This is a genomic window from Lysinibacillus sp. NPDC093210, assembly GCF_044753985.1.
GTDB lineage: Bacteria > Bacillota > Bacilli > Bacillales_A > Planococcaceae > Lysinibacillus.
Map to the genome: position 1 here is coordinate 100,177 of NZ_JBIVOE010000008.1, position 26,911 is coordinate 127,087.

Sequence of the window (26,911 nt, forward strand, 5' to 3'; positions counted from 1 at the left end):
TCAATCACTACCTTTCTCAAAAATAAATACTTCTTCAATACTTAGTTGAAATGATTTTGCGATTTTATACGCAAGCTCTAAAGATGGATTATAACGACCATTCTCTATAGAAATAATTGTTTGCCTTGAAACTCCTAGTTTTTCGGATAGCTGTTCTTGTGTCCAACCAAATGATGCTCTTAGTTCTTTAATACGTTGTTCCATTTGTCACCACCCCATGTAAAGCAACCTTTACGTAAAGTGTACTTTACTATTCATTATTTGTAAAGTATACTTTACATTTTTCTTGAATTTTCAGAAAATAATATGATAACTTCCTCGCTTTGTATAACAACAACCATCGAAAAACAGTGAGACTTATTTTATGGTAAAATAGAAAAAACAATTATTTAGGAGATTTAGTAATGACTTTAACTAAACAACAAGCACTACAAGCACTTAATAAAAACAAATTTATCGGTTTTACGATTTCAACAGGAAATATTATTATGAAAAAGATTAATAAAACCGACTATAATATTTTCGTATATGAAGAAGGCAATGATAAACCAATGCATTATGTAGGTTCCATTATGAACGTAATGGTGACAATGAGTGATAAAGCTTCAAATAAGGATTTTATTATTGTCGAGCAACTTCCTGAAGAAAATAAAACTGAAACTCCTGTTAATGGGGCTAATGAACAAAAGTCTGTTAAAAAAGATGTTATAAAAACGACTAGTTTGGATGAACAAAGCCGTGCAATCGCAGGCTATGAAGAACTCTATGAAATAACTGAAAGCGGACGCATTATTACTGTGCGCGAAAATCGTGCATTAGCTCGTTGCAATGATGAATATGGTTTTCATATTGTCCGTTTAACAAAAGATGGCACAGCATCAAACCATAATGTATTCGAACTATGGAAGCAGGCATTCCCAGAGCTTGAACAAACAAACTTTAAAGGTGCCTTAAAAGCGAAATATGGCACTGGCTGTAAGCTAATTGACAAGCCAGGCATTCACTTTTAACAAGAGCATATACAGCTCTGATACAAGCAAGTAAAAAATCCTCAGCGCCTATAAAAAGACGCTAAGGATTTTTTGTTATATTAGGAAAGAAAGTAGTGCTAGGTGCCAGCTATGTTCTGATTGCTGTCCTTGTTTTGAAAAAAATTTCTCCCATTTCTTTTCTTGACGATGTACTTTTTTCCACTTTAACAGTTGATTTACCCATACACGTTCTACCCTTCGAAAACCTAATGCATTCAACGTCCTACGTTTTCGCCACTCAAACCAATTAGCCGAGGTACAAATTGCACGCCCTTCTCGTTGCACTTCATTTACAATAATTTGGAGTTTAGGTAGTGCATAATTTTTAATATATGTAGTATTTGGTGGCAATTCCTGCATAAACCCATTCATTTCCTCGTGGATTAATTTATCATGTCGCAAAAATGAAATTTCCCGATTCTGTCCATAGAGCTTATAGCCTTTAAAATAATGAGCAAGGAGCTCCGTTCGCTGATCGTGGTCGAGCACCGATTGTATAGATATTTCCTGAAAGTTAGGTTTATTGTCGCACATTTTTTCATCTAAATAATAAATATTAAATACATGTCCATTAAAAACCTTACATTTTAGCATCGAATACCACTCATTTATATTGGCTTTTGTGAACAAGTATCGTAATTCTCCTAATGTATTACGTTTCCACTCTACAATCCTGCGATTTGTTTTCACCATGGCTAACATCGATTCTTGCAGCACCATTACATTACGAAGCGCTCGCTCTCTCATCCCTGTAGTACTCATAATAAATTTTCTTGTAAAATCTAAATGTGTATACCAGTCAAACTTATAAGGCTCATACCCAATACCAAAATCATATTGATGATAGTTCATACTATGTGCTTTTAGCATATTTTCCTTTTCAATTAAACGTCCAGGTCCAAACATATTAAAATCAGGTTCATGCCCCATAGCATGACAAAAATTTCTCCCTCGACAACAAATATCTAAAGTAAAGCCAATCCAAGTATTCTCAAATTGCAAACTGTGAACTTTTAAACATAATGCTCCATTTTGCTGCTTTGCAAGTTGTTCAAAAAATGCCTTTGTTCGTTCGTCCGTAAACCCACTCGTATCCATTTTCTTTTGCCATCTTCTTTCAAACAATCGAAACATGTTATCTAAACTTCCCACATGTGCTTTTTGATAAGTTATATTTCCAAGTTCCTTCAATCGCTTTTCTCGACGATTAATACTCTTAAATCTTCGCTTATGCTTCGCTAAAAAATCGGGTAATTCAATCGACTTAAAATCTATATAAGGTGTGACAACACGAAAAATCGAAGAGGGCAATTGATGTGCTAGCGTATATTTTTCTAATATTTGAGATGTATCTTTACTTTCGAGTATGCCATGTAATACGAAGAGAACTCGCGAAAATTTATTTGTAAGTTCCTTTAATAAATAATGCACAGCTTGCTCTTTCCATCTTTTTTCGGCAATTACCTCCATATAAGAAGCAAGTCCTTGTCCTAAAAAGCTAAATTGGTGAATACCTCCAAATCTACTCGTATGAACTAACGGGAAAAACGCTATTGCTTCCCCATTATGCTCAACAATGTAAATTTCCACATTCACATCGTGCCCAACTATCATCCACCACGTCGAAATCCATTCATATTCTATAAATGGATTATCGTTTTTTTCACGTTCAAGTATTTCAGACCAAGTATCCTTATATGTCTCTAGCTCGTTAATCGTTGTCACGAGTCTATACTCTAGCACGTGTGTAGTCACTCCTTTTTCACTTTCAATAACAAAGCATTGCCTTCCTTATAAAACCCAGTTATTGTTGTTAGCCTTTCATTGTGCAGTCCTATTTCTTCACCCAGTAGCCACTATATTCAAAAACGAACAAAATTAGAACAATTGCACTTACCAATAGCCTGATTCCATTAATAAAAAGACATTCTACATGTACATTTCTCAAGTTTTTAATCAAACAAAAAACCTGCTTATCAAAAGAATAAGAAGGTTTTTTGTATAGTATAAATTAAGCTTCAATAAGAGCTGCTACTTCTTGTTTACTACTTTTCGCCATATGCGCCGTTGCGATATAGCTCATCGTCATTCCTGGTCCAAGTGTAGCACCCGGTCCTGGATATGTTTCCCCCATTATCGAAGCGGAGCAATTACCAGATGCATACAATCCTTCAATTGGTGTTCCGTCCTTCTTTACAACCCTAGCATGTTCATCTATAACGAGCCCCCCTTTCGTGCCAATATCACCTGGGTATAACCGTAATGCATAATAAGGGGCATCCTTCAATTCAGCTAAATTCGGGTTTTTTAAAGTAGGATCACCATAATAGTTATCGTAAGCACTTTCCCCTCGATTGAAATCACCATCGTGTCCATTACGTGCAAATGTATTAAAACGCGCGATCGTTTCAACTAAATTTTCTGATGGAACACCCATTTGACCTGCCAATTCCTCTATTGTTTTCCCACTTTTCACAATATCATTGTCAAACCAGCTTTTTGGGAAAGCTTGTCCAGGGAACAAACCTGTAAATATATATCGACTCTTCGCAGTCGCATCAATAAGAATCCAAGAAGGTATTCCAGTATTCGTTTTTTTATGATGTGCAAACATATTATCTACAAACTCATGATAAGGGGCAGCTTCATTTAAAAAACGATTGCCTAAATTGTCTACCACCATCATATTTGGTACGCCACGGTCTGCCACTAAGAAAAAAGGATGTCCTTCTGGATCTAATACTGAAGGCGCCCCCCATACTTTATCCATTAAATCTAACGTTCCCCCAATTTGAACGCTTGGTTCAATACAATCACCTGTTTGTCCTTCTGGAGTCGATGTCCATTTAGCATTGGTTGGGGAAGGCAAATATTTCTCTCGGTACGCTTGATTGTGTGAAAAGCCCCCAGATGAAAGCACTACACCTTGTTTGGCTTCAATTCGCATTTCTTGTCCATCCCGTTCTACGATCAATCCAATCACGCGATTATTTTTTACAATAAAATCTTTAAATGCCGTCGATACCCATAACTCCCCATTCGCTTCGGCAAGTGACATACGTAAGCGTGCAATTAAAGATTGTCCTAATGCTACGGGCTCACTACCTGTTATTTTAGACTTCACTAAGCGCATCCCTAATTTTAGTGCTGTTGTTTTTCCTTTCATTGTACGTCTTATCATATTTACCTTATGGAATTCGTAGCTATTCATCGTGAAGCCTTTAGTCGACATAGTAGACCGGCGCATCGTATTAGCTAAAGTTCCCATTTTCTGCAAATCAAAAATAAGTGGCTCAATAGAGCGCCCTTGTGATAGGCCACCTGGTTTTTCAGGATAATAATCCGAATAGCCTGTAGCATATTGGAAACGCATGTGATTAGTATGATGATTTAAAAACATTAACATTTCAGGTCCTTGCGTTATATAAGCCTCTTTTAATGCGGCTGGCACACGATCACCAATAGTTGAATCTAAGTACAAACGTGCTAGTTCATGCGTGTCAGGAACACCTGCACCTTTAATGACATGATTATTTGGAATCCATAGTGCTCCACCCGATAGGGCAGATGCTCCACCGTAACGATCAGTTTTTTCAATGACTAATGATTTCATCCCTTGCAACTTTGCTGTTAGTCCTGCTGTCAAACCTGCAGCGCCTGATCCTACTACTACTACATCATAACTCGCATCCCATTTCATACTTACATTCCTCACCTTCATTAGTAGTTGACTAAATCAATGAATCTAGTATTGCTATTCAAAAGTATAGAATTAAAGTAATATTCAGTCAATTGAATGTACCCTCTTTTTTCCAAATAATACTTTACGTATAAAGTGACGCTTCATTATCTTCGCTTACCGATAAAAATCCATATAACAAGCACTGCATTATACAGTAAAGGCATATAAAATAAGGTTCCAGCATCTACCCCATTTTTCACAGAAATACCGATAAATGCCCAAATAATAACTATTGGAAACAAAAAATCTACTTCAACATAGCGAATATATATAGCAAGACATGTGGCAACGAAGAGCAACAAATTTGCCCACCATACATCAGATATACCAAAGCCATCCCACTGATAGTACGTCAGAACATAACTAATATTCGCCATTAAGGCAACACTAATCCAGCCCAAGTAAATCGAAAAAGGTAATCTCCCTGCAAAACGGGTATCCCCTTTCGGATAACTTCTATAAATAAAAATTAAACTGACTAGAAGACCAATCATCATGACGATCGATAACGAAAAGTATTCATAATGCCAACATAAAAGCCAAGCAATATTATACAGACAAGTTGACGTAACAAGACTTATTATGGCAGTCTCTTGAACGGCTTTCTTACGGAATAAATGAATAACAAGCCATATTCCTAAAACTATATATATAACAAGCCATATAGAAAAAACATAGCCAGCTGGCATAAACAGCACCTGTAGTTGGTTAGATACTTCTCCTGTTGTTTTGCCATTAATACCTATTGTACTTGCTATTACATTAACAGTAATCATTAATAAAAAGCTCAAAAGTGCAGCCCATTTCATAGCAATCCCCCTTATAATCATAATTAAGCTACTATATAATTTATCAATTAATAAATATAACTACCCTATTTAAAAAAAATGAAATCTTTTTAGGAAAGCTTAGTATTCTGCTTCATTTCTTTTGTACGTGCTGTTTCATTTTGTGTGTATAGTTTTCATTGTTTAAACGCAAACATGGTCATTTAATTTAACTGTGCTCCATCATATAACCCTTTACGTTGCATATATTTTGTAAAACGGACTTCAGTTTATTATAGGGCGGAGGAATTTCGCAGTTGAGTGCAATGATACTTGGTGGATTTCTTTTTTTCAGCGTTAGTATAGGTGGAACAATCGCTTGGGTTTTCTCTAAGCTGTTTCAACATACAACCCAAGGTTTATCATTATTATGTGGTGGTTTTTTAGTAGGATTGCTCGTACTAGACATCATTCCATCATCTTTTAAAATGTACAAGTCTTTTGGCATTATATTAGGCATACTTATTGGCTATTTAATATTTCAATTACTTAGTAGTTTATTTCATCCTACAAATCATCAAAACCCCTCCGTTTCTTTGCTTGCAATAGCGATGGTCATCCATACAATTCCTATTAGTCTTACTATCGGAAACTTACTTGGTAATTCCGCCCTTAGTATTACAATGACAGCATCAATCATTCTTCATCATCTTCCGGAGGGGTTTGCACTTACAACAGCATTTCTTTCACAAAGCGGAAGACTATGGAAACTATTTATTTATTTCATCGGATTTTCGATGTTCTTTGTATTTTTCATTTTTATAGGTCAATATTGGAATTTAACAATTAAAGCACAAGGATTGTTAATGGGCCTATCAATAGGGTTAATCGGCACAGCTAGTATTTCAGAATTTATTTTGCACCATGTACGAACAGTAACCTTAAAATCCTTTATGACATATATTTTATTGGGCTATTTTTTAAGCTATATGTTTCATACATTTGTAGGATAAGCACATATATATGTTGTTATAATTTCCAGAATTGTTTGGGTGACTGGCACTTAGAAAATATGCAAAAATCCACTTCGCCTAACAAAGCACTGCGAAGTGGATTTTTGCATTTTAAAATTTAGCTTAGTCTACGGGATGTATTACTCTTCACTCACTGTCATCAACGTAAGTGATAAAATTTTAGAAAACTGCGCACGCGTCAGATTGCCTTTTGGATTAAACTTGCCACTTGTACCTTCAATAATTCCTAATTGCTGTAATAAACCAATAGATTCTACAGCTTCCTTACGCATTTGATTCTTATCCGTAAACGTATTATTTTTGTTAGCCTTTGCGATATCGAATTCCATTGCTTCTAAGTAACTCGCCGTAACATGAGCCATCTCTTCACGTGTAGCAGGTTTGTTTGGCTCAAAATAATTACCATCGAAAATTTCAAGTAACCCGTACTCTTGTAAAATCGCTACTTCCTTAGCTCCCCAGAAACCTTGCATATCTTTGTAAGAAGCAGGTCCTTCATAATCTTCATTTACATCTAATCCTGAAGCACGGAAAATCATTGCTGCTAATTGACCACGTGTTACTTGGCCATTCGGATTGAATGTTGTATCAGTAGTACCAGTTACGATTCCAGCCTGATAAAGCAATTGGATATAGCTTTCAGCCCAATGGCCAATCGCATCGGTAAAATACCCTCCTGGTTTTAAATCAAGGTCAGCACGGTTAAATACTGTAATCAAATCATTCATATCTGCCGTACTTGCTGCTTCCCATTTCCCTGCTGTATAAACTTCAGCCGTGAAGCCATTGCCAGATTGAGTTATGCGCATTTGAATTGCATCACCAAACATCTTTTTAAACTCTTCTAAGTTTTCTTGTAATGCCTTCTCCCCTTCTGGGAATAAGTTTGTCCCATCTGAGTAGGATGCCATTATTGCTTTCAGGGACATTTTTATAGTAATGCTATTTTTAGTTGTAACTAAAGTTAAATCATCATTTTCAAAACCTAGCTTAGAAAGTAAAAACATTTTGTAAACATCTTGATAGGACATCGATTGTACTTGATTTGTCGATGCAACGACTTGTTTAGGATGGATAATGTTTGCAACATCGACTTTTTCTTGTGCATATGCTTGTAAGCCAAAACCTCCTGTAAAACATGCAATACTTAAGGCTCCAGCTAAGATTGTTTTCTTCATTCCTCTTACCCCTTTCAATTCATAATTTCAGTGTACTAAAACACCTATTAACAAATCTATAAATATATGTAAATTATTGAAAATTATAAAATAGCCCTATTTTTGAAAATCAATTTACTCCGACTAAATCTTTATACCTCTAAGTCTAAATACTTGAAGATATTAGTTAAAAAATATAAAAATACCCACTAAATCCAAGTAATCAATAATAATACATTTGCACTAAACCGTATATTTTCCTAAAGTCTTCTTTTAAAAATTATAGTGCTAACGTTTATTTTCATCCTCTATAAGCAAATACTTGAGGCATAAAAATTTCAGTAGAAATCGGAAAAAATTTTATATCATTATAATAATTGAGTTTTTAATTTGATTTTCGTTCAACGAAAGAAGTAGTATGGAATTGTAATAAGAAAGTTATTCTACAACGTAAATATTATACTAACGTAACAATATCAGAGGAGGAATTCAGATGAACTATCAAAACATTACTGTAGCAGGAAGTGGCGTATTAGGTAGTCAGATTGCTTATCAGTCTGCTTTTAAAGGATTTAACGTTACTGTGTACGATATTAATGACGATGCTTTAAAAAATGCGCAGGATCGCATTACAAAGTTAAAACCATTATACCAACATGATTTGGGTGCGACACAGGAAGAAGTAGATGCTGCTTATGCACGTCTTTCATTTAAAAGCGACTTAGCAGAGGCTGTAGCAAATGCAGATCTTGTTATCGAAGCTATTCCTGAGGTTGTAAAAATCAAAACAGAATTTTATACAAACCTAGGCAAAGTTGCCCCAGCAAAAACAATTTTCGCAACAAACTCATCTACTTTATTACCAAGCCAATTTGCTGAAGCCACAGGTCGCCCTGAGAAATTTTTAGCATTACATTTTGCTAATACAATTTGGGTAAACAATACAGCTGAAATTATGAAACATCCAGGTACAGATATGAAAGTGTTTGATGAAGTTGTTGAATTTGCTCGTGCTATCGGAATGGTGCCACTTACATTATATAAAGAACAACCTGGCTATATTTTAAACTCTCTACTAGTGCCATTGTTAGATGCAGCTGAAATGCTATTAGTAAAAGAAGTATCTGATCCTGAAACAATCGACAAAACTTGGATGATTGGGACAGGTGCTCCTCTTGGACCATTCGCTATTTTAGACGTTGTAGGTATCAATACAGCTCATAACATTGTAGAGGCAAAAGCTGCTGCAACTGGTGATGAAAACATGAAAAAACTATCCAACTTGTTAAAAACAGAGTATATCGACAAAGGCAAATTAGGACGAGCAACAGGAGAAGGCTTCTACAAATATCCAAACCCAAGCTTCTCAAAACCTGATTTCCTTAAAGGATAAGTGCCTGCCACTCAAACAATTTACTACGCTAGTCATACGTTTGATGACTAGCATAATAAAAATCCACTGCGTCCCCAGAAACGCAGTGGATTTTTACGATTTCAGGAACTAAGTGTCAGGCACCCAAACAATTTTCAATTCAAATTAAACTGCCAGAAGGATAGCTTAGTAAAAATCTACGGAGACTCCTGCGGGAACGCACGTAACGTAAGACACAACAAGCCGCGCCACAGCGAGGGTTGCGGCTTACGTCGTGCCCGCGGAAAGTGCAGTAGATTTTTACGATTTCAGGAGCTAAGTGTCAGGCACCCAAACAATTTTCAATTCAAATAACACTGCCAGAAGGATAGCTGAGTAAAAATCTACGGAGACTCCTGCGGGAACGCACGTAACGTAAGACGCAACAAGCCGCGCCACAGCGAGGGTTGCGGCTTACGTCGTGCCCGCGGAAAGCGCAGTAGATTTTTACGATTTCAGGAGCTAAGTGTCAGGCACCCAAACAATTCTATCTTCTACTCATTTAATACTTCTCCTTGTGAATTCACTACTTTAACCTTATATTCATTTTTCGGAGTTACTTCATTTCTCTCTTGTGAACGTAAAATTTCATATATGATTTCTTCCATTTCTAATGCTACCTTTTGTGCATTTTTCTCCGAACCAATAATAGAAGTTTGAACAGTGATAAATGTGTCACGATCCGTCGTTATATTTTTAAATACATCAAATTCTTTAAGACCTTCTACAATAGCTTTTAAAAAATAGGATAAATCTTTATCTATTAGCTTTTGTCCATCATTTTCTGTTGTAAATTCCCACCTTTCAAAAATAACTGTATAGTCCTTAAATGGGGAAGTTTCCATAATACTTTTGGCAATCGGCTCCATATCTTTTTTTACAAAATTAAAATAATCTTCATCCGCTACAACTTGTAACACCAATTCTTTCTTTGACGTCGTTTTCACATCAACTCCAACATATATTTCATGCAGTTTTTCTTTCAATTTAGCAATACTTGACTCTTCTTTAGTAACGAAAGATTGCTGCGCATCTTTATTTTCAGAACGATCATCCTCAAAAAGTCTAGCGACTAGGCTAAATATAACTATTGCCAAAGTAAGTGTTCCTACAAGAATCAATTTCCTTTTGAACATGTTATCCCTCCTACTTAAGAAGGTATGTCATCAAAGACATAAAAAATGCCCTAACCGAAAGTCTCTTTTATTACCACTAGCGTAAGTTCCGCAAAAAATTCTTTTAATAAGCACTTGAGAAACATTTTTAATCATATTACCTTTACTTAGGAAGGGGGATAAAATGATGAAAATAACTATTGAAGAATTAGCAGAATCAAGAATTGCCTTTTTTAGAAACGTCGGTGAATATGGTGAAAAGCAAAACAAAAAGCTAATGGAATCCTTTAAGCAATGGGCACAGGTAAATGGGGTATTTGATGATTCACCAATTTTAGCTATACCACAAGATAATCCTGAAGTTACACCTAAAGAAGAATGTCGTTATGATGTTTGCGTCATTATTCAAAACGATTATCATGTGGCAAAGCCTGCTCAGGTCGGTACATTCACTGGAGGGAAATATGCAGTTTTCCTGCTAGACCATACGAAAGAGGCAGTCAGCGAATTTTGGGGCAATATTTTTTCTGAAATCGCAAAACATAATCTATCCATTAGACAACAACCAATCATTGAAAGATATACCTCGCAAATGATTGAAAATCATCTATGTGAAATATTAGTTCCTATTCAGTAACGAAACTTGGTATTTCCATCTTCCATTTAACATAACAAGATGTTGTAATGAAGGCGATGACTACTGCGGGAAAGCACGTAGCGTAAAACGAAGCAAACCGCACGGTAGCTGGCGGAGCCTGTTCAAAAAGCAATGCATACAGCAAAAAAAGTGTTAGATTGACAACAGTCAATCTAACACTTTTCAGACTATGATTGAATCACAAATTTTGTACAATTTTACCATCATTCATTTTAATGACCTGATTTGTATATGACAGCATTTCTTCGTCATGTGTAACCATTAAAGTTGTAATGTTTAATGTTTTTGTCAGATCTCTAATTAACTCCATGACGTCCTTAGATCTTTTGGAATCTAAACTTGCTGTAGGTTCATCTGCAAAAAGAACTTTCGGTTTATGAATAATTGCTCGCGCAATGGCAACTCGTTGCTTCTCTCCACCTGATAATGACGAAGGATATGCATTTTTCCTATGATCCATCCCGACTAATTTTAGAAGTCGCTCAACCTCTCTTTGCTGCTCGTGTTTCTTCATTGCTGATTCAGACACTTCGAGCATAAGTAAAAGCTGCTCTTCTACTGTTAAAAAAGGAACTAAGTGTGCAAATTGAAAAACAAAGCCGAATTTACTTGCACGTACTTGTCGCACTTGCTCTTTAGTCAAAGCTGTCATGTTTTTCCCTTCAAAAATAATTTGGCCATCAGATGTAGGTTGCAACCCTGCAGCAATCGTTAGAAGTGTACTTTTACCAGAGCCAGAAGCACCTACTAACGCCGTTACCTCTCCTTCTTTAAGCGTCAGATTAATACCTTTTAATATTTCTTCTTGCACTTCACCATTCGTAAACGTTTTTCTAACATTCTCCATTGTAAATAGCGTCATATTATACCTCTCCTTGCTGTATCGCTTGTAATGGTTGAATTTTTTTAATTTGGATACCTGAAATCGTTGCACCAATAAATCCAATAATGATGAATACAATCGACAATTGTGTTGTCGTTGCCAAACTTAAACTAAATGGCATTCCTTGTGGTGCAAATTGATTGAAAATTTGACTTAGCGCAATAGATAGCGCAAGTGAAATAATAGTAATAACGACCATTTGCGTCCAAATCATTTTAAATAGCTTACTCGTTTTTAAACCGATTGCTTTTAAAATACCGTACAAACCAATCTTTTGAACATTCATCATGTAGAAAAAGATTGCAAACAGCATGCCACTAATCACAACTAAAAACCAAACAATCATATTAAGAGACATTTGTTCTGCGCTATAACTAGGAATTGTATTTAAAAAATCATTTTTTGAAAATGCTTGTAATCCCGTATAGGCTTGTGCAGCATCCCCATCTGGAGCGAAAACTAATTGCATTTCTTCGACACGATAAATTTCTTTGTAATCCTCCATGCTAATATAAGCTACAGGAGCATGACTATATTTCTTTTGCTCAACAAAGCCCTTTACAATAAACTTGCCACTAAATTGATTATTTGTTACTGTATCGCCTACCTGTATACCTTTATCCTTTAATGAGCTATCTAAAATAATTTCCTCATGTTTCACATTTTCAAAAAGTGGTGAATCGGTAGCAGTTACAAAGGCTACGCTTTGCTGCTTACCTGCCTTATCATTTATAAAGCCCATTTGAATTGAGAAGGCTACAGCATCCTTTTGTTTGTTTAACATTTCATTTTGGGTACTGCTATCTATTTTTGACAGATTGTACGTTTCATCTGCATCCTCATTCATATAAAACTGTCCTGCCGGTAAATCTTTTATTAGTGCTGCATTGTCTTGCGATAGTCCGTTTGCTAAACCTGAAATAATAAAGGTTAATAAACTCACCAGAAAAACAATGGAACCTAAAATCAAAAATCGCACTTTATTTTTCTTCATTTCTTTTATAGCTAGGTTCATCTTAAAACCCCTCCTATTTCTTTTCACATTCTTAGAATATAGAGCCTAAATGAACAGAGCATGAACTGAAAATGAACGGAAGATGAACAAAGCATTACAATTGAATCCATGCTGAAGTTATTAATTATTTTTATAAAGGTTTTGCAAGCGTGCGAATGATTGCCTGCACTAGTTTAATTGTCACTTCACCCTACCTGCTTTCAACAAAAAACCTTCTACTCATAAACGGAAGTAGAAGGTTTAAAACATAGTATTGCAATTCGAGCACAATAGGTTAACAGCTTTTATGGACATTCATCAATAGCTATAACAATTTGAATTAAAGCTAATAGTTGTTTCGCAAAAGTTTTAAAATCGTCAAGATTTTGCTTAAACCCTTTCCACCTGTTGTAAATATTTTTTATAATCCCTACCATGTCAAAAGTAGTTTACAACTAAACTACCTTCCTCTTACTAAAGTAATTTACACATAACATATTGCCTATCAATAAACTACTTTATTATACTATTTAATGATAAACCTTCACCATATTACCCTAATGGAGGGTGGTAAAATATAGGACAAATTGTTCTTTGGTAATTATTTTCGCTATGCTATTCTTTATAGTAGAAAAATTGAATAGGCAAACCTAAAGAAATTTAGGGACGCAAAGCTATAGGGACTAAGGTTTAAAACTATGTCAGCCAGTTGCCGAAGAGTACATACTACTTTTTGTTTAGTAAGGTCATAAAAAAACAAATTGCTGAAAAAATATTTTTTTAATATAACTTCTAAAAGGTGAAATTTTATCTTTTAGTTTTTTCAGTGTCCACATAAAAATGGGTATATTTGTATGTTTTTTATATTATCCTTATTTTAAAAAAACTACTCTTTATGAGTAGTTTTTTTATGTACTCCGTTGGAAGAAATTCAAAACTTCATAAGGAGGAAGAATATATGAAAGTTGTAAAGATTGTAACAGTATCTGCTCTAGCTTTAAATTTAGTCGGCGGTCCATTGAATGTTTTGGCAAGTGAAAATCCGAATGGGAACATTGTCAAAACTTCAGCTGAAGCGAGTACTAAACATACGATAGCTTCGGTGAAAAAGTTTGATTTGTATGGAAAAGATATTTTAAAGGCATACGATGACGTATTTAAGATGGCTAATACTAACATTAAATCGATTACTAACAACGGTGGAAAGTATGCAAGTTCTACTATTGATAAAGCAATTGATGGCGACATGAATACCCATTGGGAAACAGGGACACCCAATAGTGCATCGTTCACAAATGAAGTCGTAATACAGTTCAATGACGTAGCTACGTTAAATAGAATTGTTTACGCTGCACGTCAATCAACTACAAAAGGTAAAGGTTTTGCACAGCAGTTTGAAATTTATAGCTCAACAACAGATTCAGGCAATGATTTTACACTTGTTTCATCAGGAGAATATAAAGGTTCTACTGGTGATATTGTCGAAATCCAGTTTGACCCTACAGAATTTAAACGTGTAAAATTTGTTTTCACTAAAGCAAATCAAGATTGGGCAAGTGCATCAGAGTTTCAGTTTTATAAAGAAGATGCACTCTCTGACAAAATGGCAACCCTATTTACTGATGACACAATGAGCGCTGTTAATGACAAGTTCCATTCGATGGATGTACTCAATCAATTAGATGCTGAAGCACAAGGACACCCCTTCTATGCTCAATTTAAAGAAGATATCGACAATGCAAAAGTGCTCCTAAGCAACGAAGCAATTGAAGCAACGACAGCAGAAACTTCGTCATTTAGTCATTACGCAAAAGAAGCATATTCTCAGTTATTTAGAATGGACTACAAAAACATTAAGACTATTCGCAATAACGGCGGGCACTGGGCTAGCGCAGTTATCGAAAATGCTATCGATGGTGATGTCAATACATATTGGGAAACAAATAGTAGCAACACAGCTACATTCTCAAATGAAGTAGAAGTCGAATTTATCGAGCCTATCACATTAAATCGTGTTATTTACGGGGCAAGACCATCTGACCTTAAAGGCTTTGCTGAGGAATTTGAAATTTATGCTTCACAAACATCGAAAGGCGATACGTATGAGCTTGTTGCAACAGGTAAACACAATATAGTTGCTGGATTAGTCGAAGCGAAGTTTGAACCAACTACATTTAAACGAGTAAAATTTAAATTTAAAAAGTCTGATCGAAATTGGGCAACTTTATCAGAATTAGCATTTTATAAAGAAGATACAATCAACGATAAAATGGCAAAGTTATTTACTGATGGAACGATGGATACAGTTTCACCAGAATTTAATAGCCTTGAACAAATTAACGCATTAGAAGAAGAAGCAAAAACACATCCACTGTACGATACTTATAAAGAAAACATTGAGTTAGCAAAAAAAATCATTAAAGGTGAAGTCGTTACAGAAGGAAGAATCATCGTAGCTGAACAACACGGGAACATGGTAAAGCATGCCAATGAGAATTTAAAATTCGGGTTCGGCAATAATTTACAACCAACTGGTCTTGCTGCACAACCTGGTGATGAAATCATCGTTTACGTCGACGCAGCAGCAAATGGTCCTCTACCACACTTATCATTCACGCAACAAGAAGGTGCTTGGAACAGTTGGAGAAGAGACGTCAGCTTAAAAGTTGGTAAAAACGTCATTACCGTTCCTGCAATTTCTAAAACTTCAGCTTATAACAAGGCTGTAACACCGGGCGGCACAATCTATATTGATAATCCATATACAGCACAAGAGCAAGGAAAAGCACCTACATTACGTTTTGAAGGTGTTGATAGAATTCCTTTTGCTACGAAATCTACTAATGTGGAGGAGTTCAAACAATTTTTAATCGACTATAAGAAAAAAATCGATGAAGACATGGCGAAACATCCAAAAGTCGAAGAACGCGAAGTACTTGATATCGTTGAAGTTGTAAGTGATCATTTATTCTGGACAGGAACTGCAACAGGTGCTTATAAAACGTATATAGAAAATGGCTATAGCCCACTACAAACTATTGAATCGTACAATCGTCTAATGGACGAATTATTTAAATATAACGGCTTAGATGGTCATAATGAAAAAAATGACCCGAAATTAATTCGAGAAAATGTACGACTTGCACAGCCCTATGCATACATGTATGCAGCTGGCGATCATATCGGCACATTAGATGATGTTGTGTCTGATATTCTAGTTCCTATCGAAGAAAAGGGCGGTTCATGGGGCGTAATCCACGAAATCGGTCATCGCATGGATATTGGCGTAAGAACTTACGGTGAAGTTACAAACAATATGCTTCCGCAGCATATGTCAGCATTTTACGGCAAAATTGATGGACGTATTCCTTATGAAGCGAACGTCTATAAAAACGTCCTAAAAGAAAACACGAAAGATTATAACGACCAAGGTCTGTTTGAAAAACTAGCTGTATATTGGCAACTTGAAATGTATAGTCCTGGATATTGGGGTAAATTAAACTCTTTATATCGCGAACGTAATGTGACACTAACAGATGGTGATCGATCTAAACAACAATATTTAGTCGAATTCTCTTCTGAAGCACTTGGATTAGATTTAAGTGAGCATTTTGCTCGCCATGGTTTTGTTGTAACTGACGAAACGAAAGCAAAAACAAGTAAATATCCAAAACCAGATAAAAAAATATGGTATTTAAATAATAGTGCAGTCGACTATAAAGGTAATGGTTTAAAAGGTAAAGAAGTAAACGTAACATTCGCCTCAAACCAAGCTGCCAAAACAAACACATTATATTTATCAATCGATAAAGCGTACCAAGATGATTTCTTAGGCTATGAAATTTTTAGAGATGATGAATTAATCGGCTTTACAAGTACTGGTCAATTTATCGATAAAAATGTAGATACAACAAAAAATTATACGTACAAAGTCGTTGGTTATGACAAAAAATTAAATACGTTAAAACCAGTAGAAGTAAAAGCATTTACGCCTTCCCTATCTGCTGAAGACAATGTAACGATTAAACTACATCAAGCTTTTGATCCTATGGATTATGTAAAAGCAATTGCCTATAGCGGCCAAGATATTACAAAATCAGTTAACATTAAATCAAATACTGTAGACGTTACGAAAAAAGGCAGCTATGAAGTTGTTTATGAAGTAAATGATGAAGGCATCAAAGAATCAAAAACAATGAACGTCAACGTCATTAGCGACATGCAATTTATTTCTGATATGACAGCGAAATCTGCAAAAGTAGGTTGGGGCTCATTACAAAAAGATAAGTCAATTGCTGGTGGTACCATTACATTACTAAGACAAGGTATGGATGCAACATATGCCAAGGGGCTTGGTGCACACGCGAACTCTGAATTAGTGTATGACATTGAAGGAAAAGGCTTTGATTTCTTCGAAAGTTATATCGGCATCGATCAAGCAGCAAAAGGCCAAAAATCTTCTGCTACTTTTGAAGTATGGGTCGATGGTGAAAAGAAATTTGCAAGTGATGTATTTAGAGCCAATACAGATCATGGCTATGTAAAAGTTCCTGTGACAGGTGCAAAAGAAGTGAAGTTAATTACAACGGATGCCAATGATAGCGGTAATTCCTCTGACCATACTATTTGGGCTGATGCGAAATTTGGCAAAGACTCAAGTCTACCTACTTTAACACTATCTGAAGACTTGACATTAGTGAAGTTAAATAGCGAATTTGATCTTCTAAAAGATGTAACAGCATCTGATATTGAAGACGGCGATTTAAGTAAACAAATCAAAGTAACTACAAATGGCTTCAATACAAATAAAACAGGTACTTACCAAATCGAATATACAGTAACTGATAGTGATAACAATGTTGCAACAGCAACAAGGAATGTTTATGTCTATAGCGATGAGAAATTCGCCTCAGACATTGGCTGGAAATCTGCTCAAACAGCGTATAGTACTGTTAACAAAGACAAATCGTCTTCAGGTGGTTCAATAAAAGTACTAAAAAATGGAGAAGTTAAGGAATTTGCCAAAGGGATAGGCACACACGCAAACTCTGAAATCGTCTATGATTTAACAGATAAAAACTACGATTACTTTGAAACACTCGTTGGTATTGATCGCAATATCGCTGAAAATGGAAATTCTAGCGTGACATTTAAAGTATTAGCTGACGGTCAAGAAGTATATAACAGTGGTGTCATGAAATATCAAACAGAAGCAAAACTTGTGAGAGTACCGCTTCAAGGTGTGCAAGAGTTAAAACTGATTGCAAATGATTCAGGCAACGGTAATGCATCAGATCATGCGAACTTTGCTGATGCTAAGTTCTATTTATCTAACGGTATGCCAGAACTAACAATTCCTAAATCAGTTGCAACAAAAGTAGGAACGCCTATTAGCATCGAAGAAAGCTATTTAGCAAAGGATGCTGAAGATGGTGATTTAACATCACAAGTACAAGTAACTGGCTTAGAGCAAGTGAACTTTAATCGAGCTGGTCAATATGAAATTACGTACACAGTAGTCGATAGTGATGGCAATGAAGTAACAAAAAAACGTACTATTTCAGTGGTGAATATGGAAGATTACCATTATCTAACTGATTTTGAATGGCAATCTACACAAAACAGCTATACTGCACCAGTAAAAGATATCTCCATTAGTCACAAGGCAATACGCTTAACAGGAGACGATGGTCGTGAGGTAACATACGAACGAGGCATCGGTGCACATTCAAACTCAACAATCATTTATGATTTAACAGATAAAGACGCAGATTTCTTCACTGCATTCGTTGGTGTAGACCGTCAAATGTACGGTACGGTTGGCTCAGTAACATTCCAAGTGTTTGTTGATGGAGAAAAGCAATTCGATAGTGGCTTAATGCAATCTCGTGATCCTCAAAAGTACATTGAAGTGAGTATTACTGGCGCAAAAGAGCTTAAACTTGTCGTAACAGACGGTGGCAACGGAAACGGCTCTGACCATGCATCATGGGGAGATACGAAATTACATTTTGCAAATGCGGATCGCGTATTCACTGAAGATTTAACACTAGCACTTGAAGATGCTAAAACAGTTAATGTAGAAAACTACACAGCTGACACAATCCAAGCTTTACAAGCGAGCATGGCAAAAGCAGAAGAACTTCTTGCTAATACACAAGCTTCGCAAGCCCAAATCGATCAAGCTTTAGAGGAGCTATTACAAGCAAAAGCTGCTTTAGTAGCAATTGACTTCGATCAAATTATACCAATTGCAGATAACCAGCTTAAAGTAGCTATCCAGCAAACGCTAGGTCTGTCAGGTGAAATCACTTTAGGTGATATGATTACACTGACAAGTCTACATGCACCAAATGCACGTATTACAAGTCTAGAAGGCTTACAATATGCTAAAAATTTAACATCAATTGATATTTCGGCTAATAGTATTACTGACTTCTCGCCATTGAAAAATCTAGGTAAATTAGAAAACATCACTGCGCACCCACAAATCGTTGAAGTATCTAGCTTAACAGGCCCTGAACTAACAATGGAAAATCTAGTCAAAGGATTAGATGGTAACTATCTTAACCCTTACCAAATAGCGCTAAGAAATACGAAAACAATGAAAGAGATTTCAGTAGATGTGGACCAACTTGCACCGAACGCAGACCACTTTACAATCGATCTTTCTCAAGAAGAACAAGGCATGTACATGTTAGTCATTGCGTATAAGCTAAACGAAGACACACTTATCCAATTAACTTATTTTGTGAAAAACTAGTCATGTGGCTGTCATAAAAACTCCTCCTCTTTTAAATACAACACCCACGGATTTTCCGTGGGTGTTTTTGATTGTATATAAATGTGTTCTTTTTATTTTATGAGATTTATTCCTATTGAACAAAAAAACCCCAAATAGTCACACTAGTAAAGTGTCCCTACTCGAGGTTGGTTCATATTCTTGATTAACAATTGTTTACTCAATGAACGCTAATATGAGCTTCCAAATCTAACTCGCTCATTTTAAAATACGTCGTGAATCGTTTGGACAAAGCTTGTGTGATGGCTTCACCTTGTTCTTCATCTAATGGTTTTGCATAAACCATGACAATGCCAATATTTTCGTTGCCCTCCTGCAATGGATTGAGCACTACATCTTCTTTCAAAATTAAGGCATTGCTCATCGCAACAAAATTTAACACCGTATTTTGCAACATTTTTCTTTCTCTTGGATTTAACCCCACAGTATCAATTATTTCAACCGTAACATAATTCATACTCTGCACCTCCATAAAATGTTGTGAAAGTTTTTTTATATATTTTACTATTTTTATTTCCTACTGAAAATTATTTAATAAGATGTGATTGTAGATTGTAATAATCATGTGGTTAGTGGCTAAAGTGGAATGTTAGATTTAACAAATCGGTAGTAGCGAGGGTACAGCTTACGTTGTGTTGAGCGGAAAGAGTCCGCACGTAATGTAAATCAACTGCATTAGCTAAAAAAGACGAACAGCACCTAAAGTTGTTCGTCTTTTTGTATTCTTTAAATTTTAAAGTGACCAACAATTGTATGTAAGTCCATTGCTTGATTGCTCAAATTTTCCGACTGCGCTTATTTCTTGTAAAGATGAAAGTTGTTGCTGAGAAGCTGCTTGGGAACCTTCCAAAGCTATGTATTTATTGACATCACCCGTAGCATAGAGCTGACTCCTTTTTCAATAAAATGGATATAATTAGTCATTTTAGACTATATTTATATTTTTATCTATATAGTATTTACTACCATTAATAAATTATTTAAAATAAAAGTATCCCGATTAATTCAAAAAACAGTAAGTATTTTAATAATTATTACTACTGTCGCATGATACAATAATCATAAAATTATTGATTAGCTTATAAAAAATGGATATATAACAAAATAGGAGGAGATATTCAATTGAGTACTGATTTTTTAGAAGATAAATTGCGTGAAACATTTTCACATTTGCAATCTATAGAAGGAGTAAAATCGGTTGATAGCATTCTAGAGCGTTTAAACGACGATAAAATTTTCCCCGAAATTACTACATTAATATATAATTCAAAATTCGAATTAGTTTATTTATACGAGGAGCAAAAAGTAGTATTGAAAACCATTAAAGAAGGAATAACGCTCGATACAAAGTTTATGAACGAAATACATTTGATTCATCAATATAAAGACATGATTGAGTGTATTCTAACAGGAATCATCGCAACCGATAAAATTAAAAACTACTCACTTAACCTGCTTTCACTAAAATATAGTGAATTAATCCAAAGTATTTAATGGACAACAAAGAACCGATGAACGGGAAATCGCTCATCGGTTTTTTGTGTAGTCTTTAGGTTAGGGAATGTATTATTTTATATAATCACCCTGAATTGGTTCTTTTGCGGAGGGCGGCGACTCCTGCGGGAACAGCACAATACGTAAGACGCAACAGGCGGCGCGACTGCGACGGTTGCGGCTTACGATGTGCCCGCGGAAAGCGTCCGCCCGTAGCGGAAATCATCCGTAGGAGTTATCATTTTGACGTGTCCATTCATATTGAATATCAGGTAAATTCTCTTCATTTTCATGACCTCTACCGATCACCTCAAATCCATGCTTTTCATAGAAACGTTGTGCCTTTTCATTTACTTCAAATGTATATAATGTTAATCTCCCACTTGATAGAACTTTCGCTTTATTTAATAATGTTTGACCTATACCGCACCCCTGGTAGTCGTTATGAATATATAATTGGCTTATTTCACTATCATTATAGGCAATCATGCCAACAACTGTTTCCTCTATAAGCGCTAAATCTATTTGAAATTGTTCAGGTAATATATGATTTAAAAAATAAACATGATTTTCAACGCTATGCATTTCTTTCTGACCAATTGCCTGTTCCTTGCTATCTCGCCACATGGCAACTGTTTGCTCAGAAAATTCAGGGCTATATGGCATGATGCTGATTTTATGTTGCATTAAAGTCCTCCCTCTTTATGAGTAATGTCTAACAGTGGCAATAAAAAACCCTTGAAATACAAGGGTCGATGGTAGTCTTACTAGGTCTATTTGGCGACTTTTAACATCTAACATATTTGCGTTTAAAGCCAATTCTTCCTTTATCCATTTCCTTTTGAATACTTTCATAGGCATGAAGAAAGCTACTTTTTTTATTGTCCTTTTTAAGTTCTACTGGACCAACCGTTTTGGCTGTTGCGAGCGCCATGTCGTGCAGTGGTATATACGAAACACCCACCGTGTTTAGGAAGTTATTCATGGCAGATTTCGTTCGTTCTGGCGAATCATGAATAGTGTCTTTCACAATTTCTAACATACTGGCAATCTTGTCTTCTGAAAATTCTACATCTTTTCGATTTCCTAAAAGCCAGCAGTAGCAACTCCAGCCCGCAGACATTCTCAGCTCTTCCCCACTAGCAATCCATTTATCAGCAACTTGTTGTGCAATATCCGCTTCCGCTAAAGTAACAGCTACAACATAATCAGACAACATATAAAAATATGCCGTATCCATCCAACGATCAAAATCAGATTCCGTCATTGCTTTTGGATCGGCAATAATGCCAGCAAAATACATTGCATCATAGTTCCCTGAAGCATAAAGCTCTTCCGCTAAAGGTTGATTAATCTTTATTTTCTTCGCTATAGGCTTCATTGCACCTGTTGCCACTCCAAAAAGCGGCTCATGTGCACCATTGGACATGTAAATTTTTTTAGTCCGTTCCTTCCCTAGCGCTTCAAGCTCCTGCATTACTATTTCAAAATTCATTATTTGCACTCCCTTCGTTTTAGCATTTTAATATTTTTGCAATCTCGAATATATCACCATTATCCTATATCAAAGTATCATTTGTCAGCTGAAGGTTTTTTTAATGTTTGCATGTTAATAAGTGGGTTTTCCCACCTTTTATTTCCTAATACCCACCAAAAATTCTCCTATAATCATTTTTTTTGCTTTTTTATCAACTTTCTATTAATATCACTTAGTTACCATTATTCAGTAAAGCTTAATTAAAATTAAATACGTACGGTTTCTTTTTATTAAATTGGGCAATATACACATTATAACTACAATCAAAATAAAAGAAGTTTCTATGCGAAAGGTAATTTTATTAAAAGCTAACACATCATGATTTAATTCATCAGGAGGTTACATATGCAATACATTATTTCAATTTTAGGTATTCTCATTGTGTTATTTTTGGCTTGGTTGGCTAGTTCCAATCGAAAAGAGATAAAATTCAAACCAATTATCACAATGATTGTCATTCAAATTCTATTGTCTTTGTTATTATTAAATACAGAATTTGGATTAATCATTATCAAGGGCATAGCTACTGTTTTTAACAAGTTGCTCGAATATGCAGGTGAAGGTGTTTCCTTTGTCTTTGGCGGCTTGGCGAACGAAGGAGAAGCTCCATTCTTTTTAACAGTGTTGCTACCAATTATATTTATTTCTGCATTAATTGGGATCCTTCAGCATTTAAAAATCCTACCATTCATTATGAAAGGAATTGGATGGGTCTTAAGTAAAGTAAACGGAATGGGGAAACTTGAATCTTATAATGCTGTTGCTTCATTGATGGTCGGTCAATCAGAGGTTTTCATTACATTAAAAAAACAGCTCGGCCTACTTTCAAAACAACGTTTATATACTCTATGTGCGTCGGCAATGTCGACTGTATCTATGTCCATCGTTGGTGCTTATATGACGATGCTCGAACCAAAATATATTGTTACGGCATTAGTTTTAAACTTATTTGGTGGTTTTATTATCGCTACAATTATGAATCCGTACCAAATTGACCCTAACGAGGATATATTAGAAATCGAGCATGAAAAGCAATCCTTCTTTGAAATGCTCGGCGAGTATATTCTTGATGGTTTTAAAGTTGCCATTATCGTCGGTGCCATGTTAATTGGGTTCATCGCATTGATGGCTGGATTCAATAGTGTGTTTGAGCTATTATTCGGCATTTCGTTCCAAAGTATTCTAGGTTATATCTTTGCACCAGTTGCCTTCATCATGGGGATTCCGTTCTCTGAAGCAGTTAGTGCTGGATCAATTATGGCGACCAAACTAGTAACGAATGAATTTGTGGCGATGTTGGATTTATCCGGAGGCGATCATCACTTTAGTGAACGTACAATGGGTATTCTTTCTGTCTTCCTCGTTTCCTTTGCCAACTTCTCATCAATTGGTATCATTGTCGGGGCTGTAAAAAGTCTAAATGAAAAGCAAGGGAATGTAGTCGCACGCTTTGGATTAAAATTATTATTTGGTGCTACACTTGTAAGCGTACTATCAGGTATCATTGTTAGCTTGATTTTATAAAAAAAAGGAAGTGGCATGCTCCACCTCCTCAGCACGTCGACAAAGGGCATTAAGAAGTCATTCTTAATGCCCTTTGTCTTTTTATCAACGGTGCCAGGCACTCAAACAATTTTGTGGAGGACGGCGACTCCTGCGGGAACGCACAGCACGTAAGACGCAATAAACCGCGCGTTAGCGAGGATTGCGGCTTACGGTATGTCCGCGGAAAGCGCCGCCCGTAACGGAAATCAACAGCAGTATTTTTATTTTAATTTAATAACCATTTACAAAGTTCGAGATTGTTTCGATTTCGTCTTCTGTCAGTTCTCTTTGAACGTGTTTTTCATATTCCTTAATAATGCTTTGCTCGTCTCCGCCGAAACGATTCGTATAGTTGGCAATTGTTCGAAGTTTTGCTACTTCTTGATTAAAGGCTTCTTTTGAAATCGGCTGTTGATGTGAAGGGATATATGTATCCGCATCAAATTGCTCTAATTCATCCAACAAGCGCAGCGTTTCCTTAATTGTATAGTTTTCTTTTTCAGCGTAAAGATTAGGATAAATACAGTCAGCAAGGAAAAGAATCTTTTCTTCTTTAATATAGACAACTACTGAATCAGAAGCATGGTCCCCTCCAACATGTTGAATGATACAAGTTACCCCACCTAAGTCCATTTCCACTCGTCTTTCAAACGTCACATCTGGTAAAACAATCTTAATATCTCGGTGATCTTTGAATTCTTCTTTAATGGCTCTTGCGCAAAATTCAATTTCAATTCCCTCTTTTACTCGCTCATCGATTGCTTCATCAGACCATGAGAACGGAATCAATTTCTCCATTTCTTCTTTTGTTGCGCTAGAAGCGATGGAAACAATATTACGTAGTGCTGACAGGCCAAAAATATGATCCCAATGCCAATGTGTTAGAACTACTATTTCAGCATTAGGAACCCCCATTTTTAAAAGTTCTTCCTGAAAATATTGTACATGATCTTCCGAGTTACCTGCATCGATCATTAATGTCTTGTTATCGCCAACTACCATTCCTAGAATGGGACGATCAGTTTCTGATATTGGCGTGATATACCAAAAACGTTCACCTATTTTGTTAATTGAGTGCATAATAAATTATCTCCTTCCATTTATCATAGTTTAATTCAAAAAGTAATAATTTACTCTTTAGAAGTTTTTTTTGTGAATAAGAAACAATTGCATGGCAATTTATTCTACTTGAGTGGATAATATTAGGTGCTTAAAAGATATAAAAGGTTTGGAATTAGAAAGTAAAGGGAAAATAGTGCATAAATTTCAACTACTACAATTTAGTTAGCTATTAAACAACAGAACTTCATTTACAATAATTTAAGTTTTAATATGAGATGTCGATGTGAGAGTCTCTGCACTGGTCATCAATTAAAAAGATGGAGTGAAATTTTATTTTCATTCCATCTTTTATTATTTTATAAATGAGGAGTTAAGGTAGCCGAGGCTATAAATTGCATTATATACCTCATTATTTATATAATTACCATATTTAATATTTATATTAACCACTATTTACCAATAAATGTAGGTTTAATTGCAAATACAATGATTTTTTGAAGGGGTGATTGTATGTTGAAAAATATGAATAATTATACTTCAAAAGGAGAATGTACTTCCGTTATACTGGCTTCACTCATGGGATTCTCTCAAGTCGTTTTTATTGAAAATGCCATTTCCGGCTTTATTATTTTATTAGCTATTACTATTTATTCTTATAAATTGGGCATCATTTCACTTTTATCTTCTATTGTCGGCACACTAATCGGAAAAATAGGAGGTGCGCAAGAAAATAGTGTTAGGTCAGGTCTATTTGGATATAATTCTGTCTTAACAGGTTTGGCCATTTCATTATTTTTAACTGGAACTTCTAGGTGGGGCATCGCTCTATTAGGAGCAATGATTGCAGCGATTTTTACAGCAACAATGATGCATTTTTTGAAAAATATAGACTTGCCAATCCTTACTTTTCCTTTTATCATCCTAACATGGTTTATCCTTTTAGCTTCTTACAAACTAAACGTATTCCACTTAAGTGAATCTTTAGTACCCCAAAGTTTATCGTACTGGCAACTAAATATTGCAGGTGAGTTAAATTGGACTGTAGGTTTTTTGAATAATATTGAGCAGATCTTTTTTTTGAATCATCCTTTATCAGGTGTACTTCTTTATAGCGCTATATTTTGGGCTAGTTGGAAACTTGGTTTAAATGCTGTGATAGGGAGTGTCGTCGCTTTACTCATATCGTATGGACTTGGAGGAGAACACTCTTTAATAATAGGAGGTCTTTACGGCTACAATGCCATATTAACATGTATGGCAGTCTCTACTGTATTTAGTACCAAATCTAATCGTTTTAGAATGATTTCAGGCATTCTAGCGACATGTTTAACTATCCCACTTACTGCTAGTTTTAGTACTTGGCTTTTACCATATGGCCTCCCTGTTCTAACGATGCCATTTGTCCTTAGTACGTGGCTTTTCTTAGGTGCTAGAAAGGTAATTCCTAATTTGTAAATAGAGGTATTCTTCAGGTGGAGAGTTTAAATTGTTTCAGGATTTCCTAAGTACGTGTTAACTACCAATAAAAAACATCTTACATAAATATTGGTCGTTTTGCGTACTTTGTATTCTATTTCCTTTTGACTCATCCTCTCCGTCACAACCCCAATAAATTCATTCACAACTCACCAGTAATAATAGCTATAAAAAAATTATATACTAGAAAACAAACCAACTAC

20 protein-coding genes and 1 riboswitch are annotated in these 26,911 nt (G+C 35.5%); of the genes, 8 read left to right on the forward strand and 12 right to left on the reverse strand.

Features of this window, described 5'->3' with window-relative positions; genetic code table 11:
• Window positions 1-204 carry a helix-turn-helix transcriptional regulator gene (locus ACIP9C_RS17875; RefSeq protein ID WP_340822660.1) on the reverse strand — a complete coding sequence of 68 codons (204 nt, stop codon included), beginning with the start codon at window positions 202-204 and terminating at the stop codon, window positions 1-3.
• 200 nt (window positions 205-404) lie between these two features.
• On the opposite strand from ACIP9C_RS17875, the gene ACIP9C_RS17880 reads away from it, so the two are divergent.
• A complete protein-coding gene (locus tag ACIP9C_RS17880) occupies window positions 405-1,010 on the forward strand; it encodes an NUMOD4 domain-containing protein (protein WP_401012747.1) in 606 nt (201 codons plus the stop codon).
• 75 nt (window positions 1,011-1,085) lie between these two features.
• Here ACIP9C_RS17880 and ACIP9C_RS17885 read toward each other — a convergent pair whose 3' ends face one another.
• The 3 genes from ACIP9C_RS17885 to ACIP9C_RS17895 form a co-directional block, all read right to left on the reverse strand.
• On the reverse strand, window positions 1,086-2,774 hold the full coding sequence (locus ACIP9C_RS17885; RefSeq protein WP_401012748.1) for a GNAT family N-acetyltransferase: 1,689 nt from the start codon (window positions 2,772-2,774) through the stop codon (window positions 1,086-1,088).
• Between the two features lie 268 nt (window positions 2,775-3,042).
• Window positions 3,043-4,731 carry an FAD-dependent oxidoreductase gene (locus tag ACIP9C_RS17890; protein ID WP_401012750.1) on the reverse strand — a complete coding sequence of 563 codons (1,689 nt, stop codon included), beginning with the start codon at window positions 4,729-4,731 and terminating at the stop codon, window positions 3,043-3,045.
• Between the two features lie 146 nt (window positions 4,732-4,877).
• On the reverse strand, window positions 4,878-5,582 hold the full coding sequence (locus tag ACIP9C_RS17895; RefSeq protein WP_401012752.1) for a tryptophan-rich sensory protein: 705 nt from the start codon (window positions 5,580-5,582) through the stop codon (window positions 4,878-4,880).
• Window positions 5,583-5,866: 284 nt separating this feature from the next.
• Here ACIP9C_RS17895 and ACIP9C_RS17900 point away from each other — a divergent pair, with 284 nt between their 5' ends.
• Window positions 5,867-6,553: a ZIP family metal transporter gene (locus tag ACIP9C_RS17900; RefSeq protein WP_401012941.1), complete on the forward strand. Its 687-nt coding sequence runs from the start codon at window positions 5,867-5,869 to the stop codon at window positions 6,551-6,553.
• Between the two features lie 140 nt (window positions 6,554-6,693).
• Here ACIP9C_RS17900 and ACIP9C_RS17905 read toward each other — a convergent pair whose 3' ends face one another.
• Complete coding sequence (locus ACIP9C_RS17905; protein WP_401012754.1) at window positions 6,694-7,752, reverse strand: S-layer homology domain-containing protein; 1,059 nt, start codon at window positions 7,750-7,752, stop codon at window positions 6,694-6,696.
• Between the two features lie 472 nt (window positions 7,753-8,224).
• On the opposite strand from ACIP9C_RS17905, the gene ACIP9C_RS17910 reads away from it, so the two are divergent.
• The gene (locus ACIP9C_RS17910) at window positions 8,225-9,124 is read left to right on the forward strand and encodes a 3-hydroxyacyl-CoA dehydrogenase (RefSeq protein WP_401012755.1); all 900 of its coding nucleotides are present in this window, start codon (window positions 8,225-8,227) and stop codon (window positions 9,122-9,124) included.
• A gap of 512 nt (window positions 9,125-9,636) precedes the next feature.
• On the opposite strand, the gene ACIP9C_RS17915 is transcribed toward ACIP9C_RS17910, so the two are convergent.
• Window positions 9,637-10,278: a hypothetical protein gene (locus tag ACIP9C_RS17915; protein WP_401012757.1), complete on the reverse strand. Its 642-nt coding sequence runs from the start codon at window positions 10,276-10,278 to the stop codon at window positions 9,637-9,639.
• Window positions 10,279-10,444: 166 nt separating this feature from the next.
• Between ACIP9C_RS17915 and ACIP9C_RS17920 the strand changes: the two genes are divergently transcribed.
• The gene (locus ACIP9C_RS17920) at window positions 10,445-10,894 is read left to right on the forward strand and encodes an AraC family transcriptional regulator (RefSeq protein WP_401012943.1); all 450 of its coding nucleotides are present in this window, start codon (window positions 10,445-10,447) and stop codon (window positions 10,892-10,894) included.
• 199 nt (window positions 10,895-11,093) lie between these two features.
• On the opposite strand, the gene ACIP9C_RS17925 is transcribed toward ACIP9C_RS17920, so the two are convergent.
• Both ACIP9C_RS17925 and ACIP9C_RS17930 read right to left on the reverse strand, forming a co-directional pair.
• Window positions 11,094-11,777 (reverse strand): ABC transporter ATP-binding protein, encoded by a 684-nt coding sequence (locus ACIP9C_RS17925; protein WP_401012759.1) that lies wholly within the window; start codon window positions 11,775-11,777, stop codon window positions 11,094-11,096.
• 1 nt (window position 11,778) lies between these two features.
• Window positions 11,779-12,813, reverse strand: coding sequence for an ABC transporter permease (locus tag ACIP9C_RS17930; protein WP_401012761.1), 1,035 nt, complete (start codon window positions 12,811-12,813; stop codon window positions 11,779-11,781).
• Between the two features lie 612 nt (window positions 12,814-13,425).
• Window positions 13,426-13,509: riboswitch (cyclic di-GMP riboswitch) on the forward strand.
• A gap of 241 nt (window positions 13,510-13,750) precedes the next feature.
• Between ACIP9C_RS17930 and ACIP9C_RS17935 the strand changes: the two genes are divergently transcribed.
• The gene (locus ACIP9C_RS17935) at window positions 13,751-19,555 is read left to right on the forward strand and encodes an NPCBM/NEW2 domain-containing protein (RefSeq protein WP_401012763.1); all 5,805 of its coding nucleotides are present in this window, start codon (window positions 13,751-13,753) and stop codon (window positions 19,553-19,555) included.
• A gap of 199 nt (window positions 19,556-19,754) precedes the next feature.
• Here ACIP9C_RS17935 and ACIP9C_RS17940 read toward each other — a convergent pair whose 3' ends face one another.
• Window positions 19,755-20,051, reverse strand: a complete 297-nt coding sequence (locus tag ACIP9C_RS17940) for a hypothetical protein (RefSeq protein ID WP_401012765.1) — start codon at window positions 20,049-20,051, stop codon at window positions 19,755-19,757.
• 665 nt (window positions 20,052-20,716) lie between these two features.
• Here ACIP9C_RS17940 and ACIP9C_RS17945 point away from each other — a divergent pair.
• On the forward strand, window positions 20,717-21,088 hold the full coding sequence (locus ACIP9C_RS17945; RefSeq protein WP_401012767.1) for a hypothetical protein: 372 nt from the start codon (window positions 20,717-20,719) through the stop codon (window positions 21,086-21,088).
• A gap of 222 nt (window positions 21,089-21,310) precedes the next feature.
• Here ACIP9C_RS17945 and ACIP9C_RS17950 read toward each other — a convergent pair whose 3' ends face one another.
• Together ACIP9C_RS17950 and ACIP9C_RS17955 are read right to left on the reverse strand one after the other, a co-directional pair.
• Window positions 21,311-21,775, reverse strand: a complete 465-nt coding sequence (locus tag ACIP9C_RS17950; RefSeq protein ID WP_401012769.1) for a GNAT family N-acetyltransferase — start codon at window positions 21,773-21,775, stop codon at window positions 21,311-21,313.
• 100 nt (window positions 21,776-21,875) lie between these two features.
• The gene (locus ACIP9C_RS17955) at window positions 21,876-22,583 is read right to left on the reverse strand and encodes a DNA alkylation repair protein (protein ID WP_401012771.1); all 708 of its coding nucleotides are present in this window, start codon (window positions 22,581-22,583) and stop codon (window positions 21,876-21,878) included.
• 387 nt (window positions 22,584-22,970) lie between these two features.
• On the opposite strand from ACIP9C_RS17955, the gene ACIP9C_RS17960 reads away from it, so the two are divergent.
• Window positions 22,971-24,149 carry a NupC/NupG family nucleoside CNT transporter gene (locus ACIP9C_RS17960; RefSeq protein ID WP_401012773.1) on the forward strand — a complete coding sequence of 393 codons (1,179 nt, stop codon included), beginning with the start codon at window positions 22,971-22,973 and terminating at the stop codon, window positions 24,147-24,149.
• 252 nt (window positions 24,150-24,401) lie between these two features.
• Here the strand turns inward: ACIP9C_RS17960 and ACIP9C_RS17965 are convergent, their stop codons facing one another.
• Window positions 24,402-25,250 (reverse strand): MBL fold metallo-hydrolase, encoded by an 849-nt coding sequence (locus tag ACIP9C_RS17965; RefSeq protein WP_401012775.1) that lies wholly within the window; start codon window positions 25,248-25,250, stop codon window positions 24,402-24,404.
• Window positions 25,251-25,742: 492 nt separating this feature from the next.
• Between ACIP9C_RS17965 and ACIP9C_RS17970 the strand changes: the two genes are divergently transcribed.
• Window positions 25,743-26,687 (forward strand): urea transporter, encoded by a 945-nt coding sequence (locus ACIP9C_RS17970; RefSeq protein WP_401012777.1) that lies wholly within the window; start codon window positions 25,743-25,745, stop codon window positions 26,685-26,687.
• Window positions 26,688-26,911: the final 224 nt, after the last annotated feature.

Bases quoted from the DNA above. Each gene is read 5' to 3' on its own strand.
- ACIP9C_RS17875 (WP_340822660.1), bottom strand. From the start codon at position 204: ATGGAACAACGTATTAAAGAACTAAGAGCATCATTTGGTTGGACACAA.
- ACIP9C_RS17880 (WP_401012747.1), top strand. From the start codon at position 405: ATGACTTTAACTAAACAACAAGCACTACAAGCACTTAATAAAAACAAA.
- ACIP9C_RS17890 (WP_401012750.1), bottom strand. From the start codon at position 4,731: ATGAAATGGGATGCGAGTTATGATGTAGTAGTAGTAGGATCAGGCGCT.
- ACIP9C_RS17895 (WP_401012752.1), bottom strand. From the start codon at position 5,582: ATGAAATGGGCTGCACTTTTGAGCTTTTTATTAATGATTACTGTTAAT.
- ACIP9C_RS17900 (WP_401012941.1), top strand. From the start codon at position 5,867: ATGATACTTGGTGGATTTCTTTTTTTCAGCGTTAGTATAGGTGGAACA.
- ACIP9C_RS17905 (WP_401012754.1), bottom strand. From the start codon at position 7,752: ATGAAGAAAACAATCTTAGCTGGAGCCTTAAGTATTGCATGTTTTACA.
- ACIP9C_RS17910 (WP_401012755.1), top strand. From the start codon at position 8,225: ATGAACTATCAAAACATTACTGTAGCAGGAAGTGGCGTATTAGGTAGT.
- ACIP9C_RS17915 (WP_401012757.1), bottom strand. From the start codon at position 10,278: ATGTTCAAAAGGAAATTGATTCTTGTAGGAACACTTACTTTGGCAATA.
- ACIP9C_RS17920 (WP_401012943.1), top strand. From the start codon at position 10,445: ATGAAAATAACTATTGAAGAATTAGCAGAATCAAGAATTGCCTTTTTT.
- ACIP9C_RS17925 (WP_401012759.1), bottom strand. From the start codon at position 11,777: ATGACGCTATTTACAATGGAGAATGTTAGAAAAACGTTTACGAATGGT.
- ACIP9C_RS17930 (WP_401012761.1), bottom strand. From the start codon at position 12,813: ATGAACCTAGCTATAAAAGAAATGAAGAAAAATAAAGTGCGATTTTTG.
- ACIP9C_RS17935 (WP_401012763.1), top strand. From the start codon at position 13,751: ATGAAAGTTGTAAAGATTGTAACAGTATCTGCTCTAGCTTTAAATTTA.
- ACIP9C_RS17940 (WP_401012765.1), bottom strand. From the start codon at position 20,051: ATGAATTATGTTACGGTTGAAATAATTGATACTGTGGGGTTAAATCCA.
- ACIP9C_RS17950 (WP_401012769.1), bottom strand. From the start codon at position 21,775: ATGCAACATAAAATCAGCATCATGCCATATAGCCCTGAATTTTCTGAG.
- ACIP9C_RS17955 (WP_401012771.1), bottom strand. From the start codon at position 22,583: ATGAATTTTGAAATAGTAATGCAGGAGCTTGAAGCGCTAGGGAAGGAA.
- ACIP9C_RS17960 (WP_401012773.1), top strand. From the start codon at position 22,971: ATGCAATACATTATTTCAATTTTAGGTATTCTCATTGTGTTATTTTTG.
- ACIP9C_RS17965 (WP_401012775.1), bottom strand. From the start codon at position 25,250: ATGCACTCAATTAACAAAATAGGTGAACGTTTTTGGTATATCACGCCA.
- ACIP9C_RS17970 (WP_401012777.1), top strand. From the start codon at position 25,743: ATGTTGAAAAATATGAATAATTATACTTCAAAAGGAGAATGTACTTCC.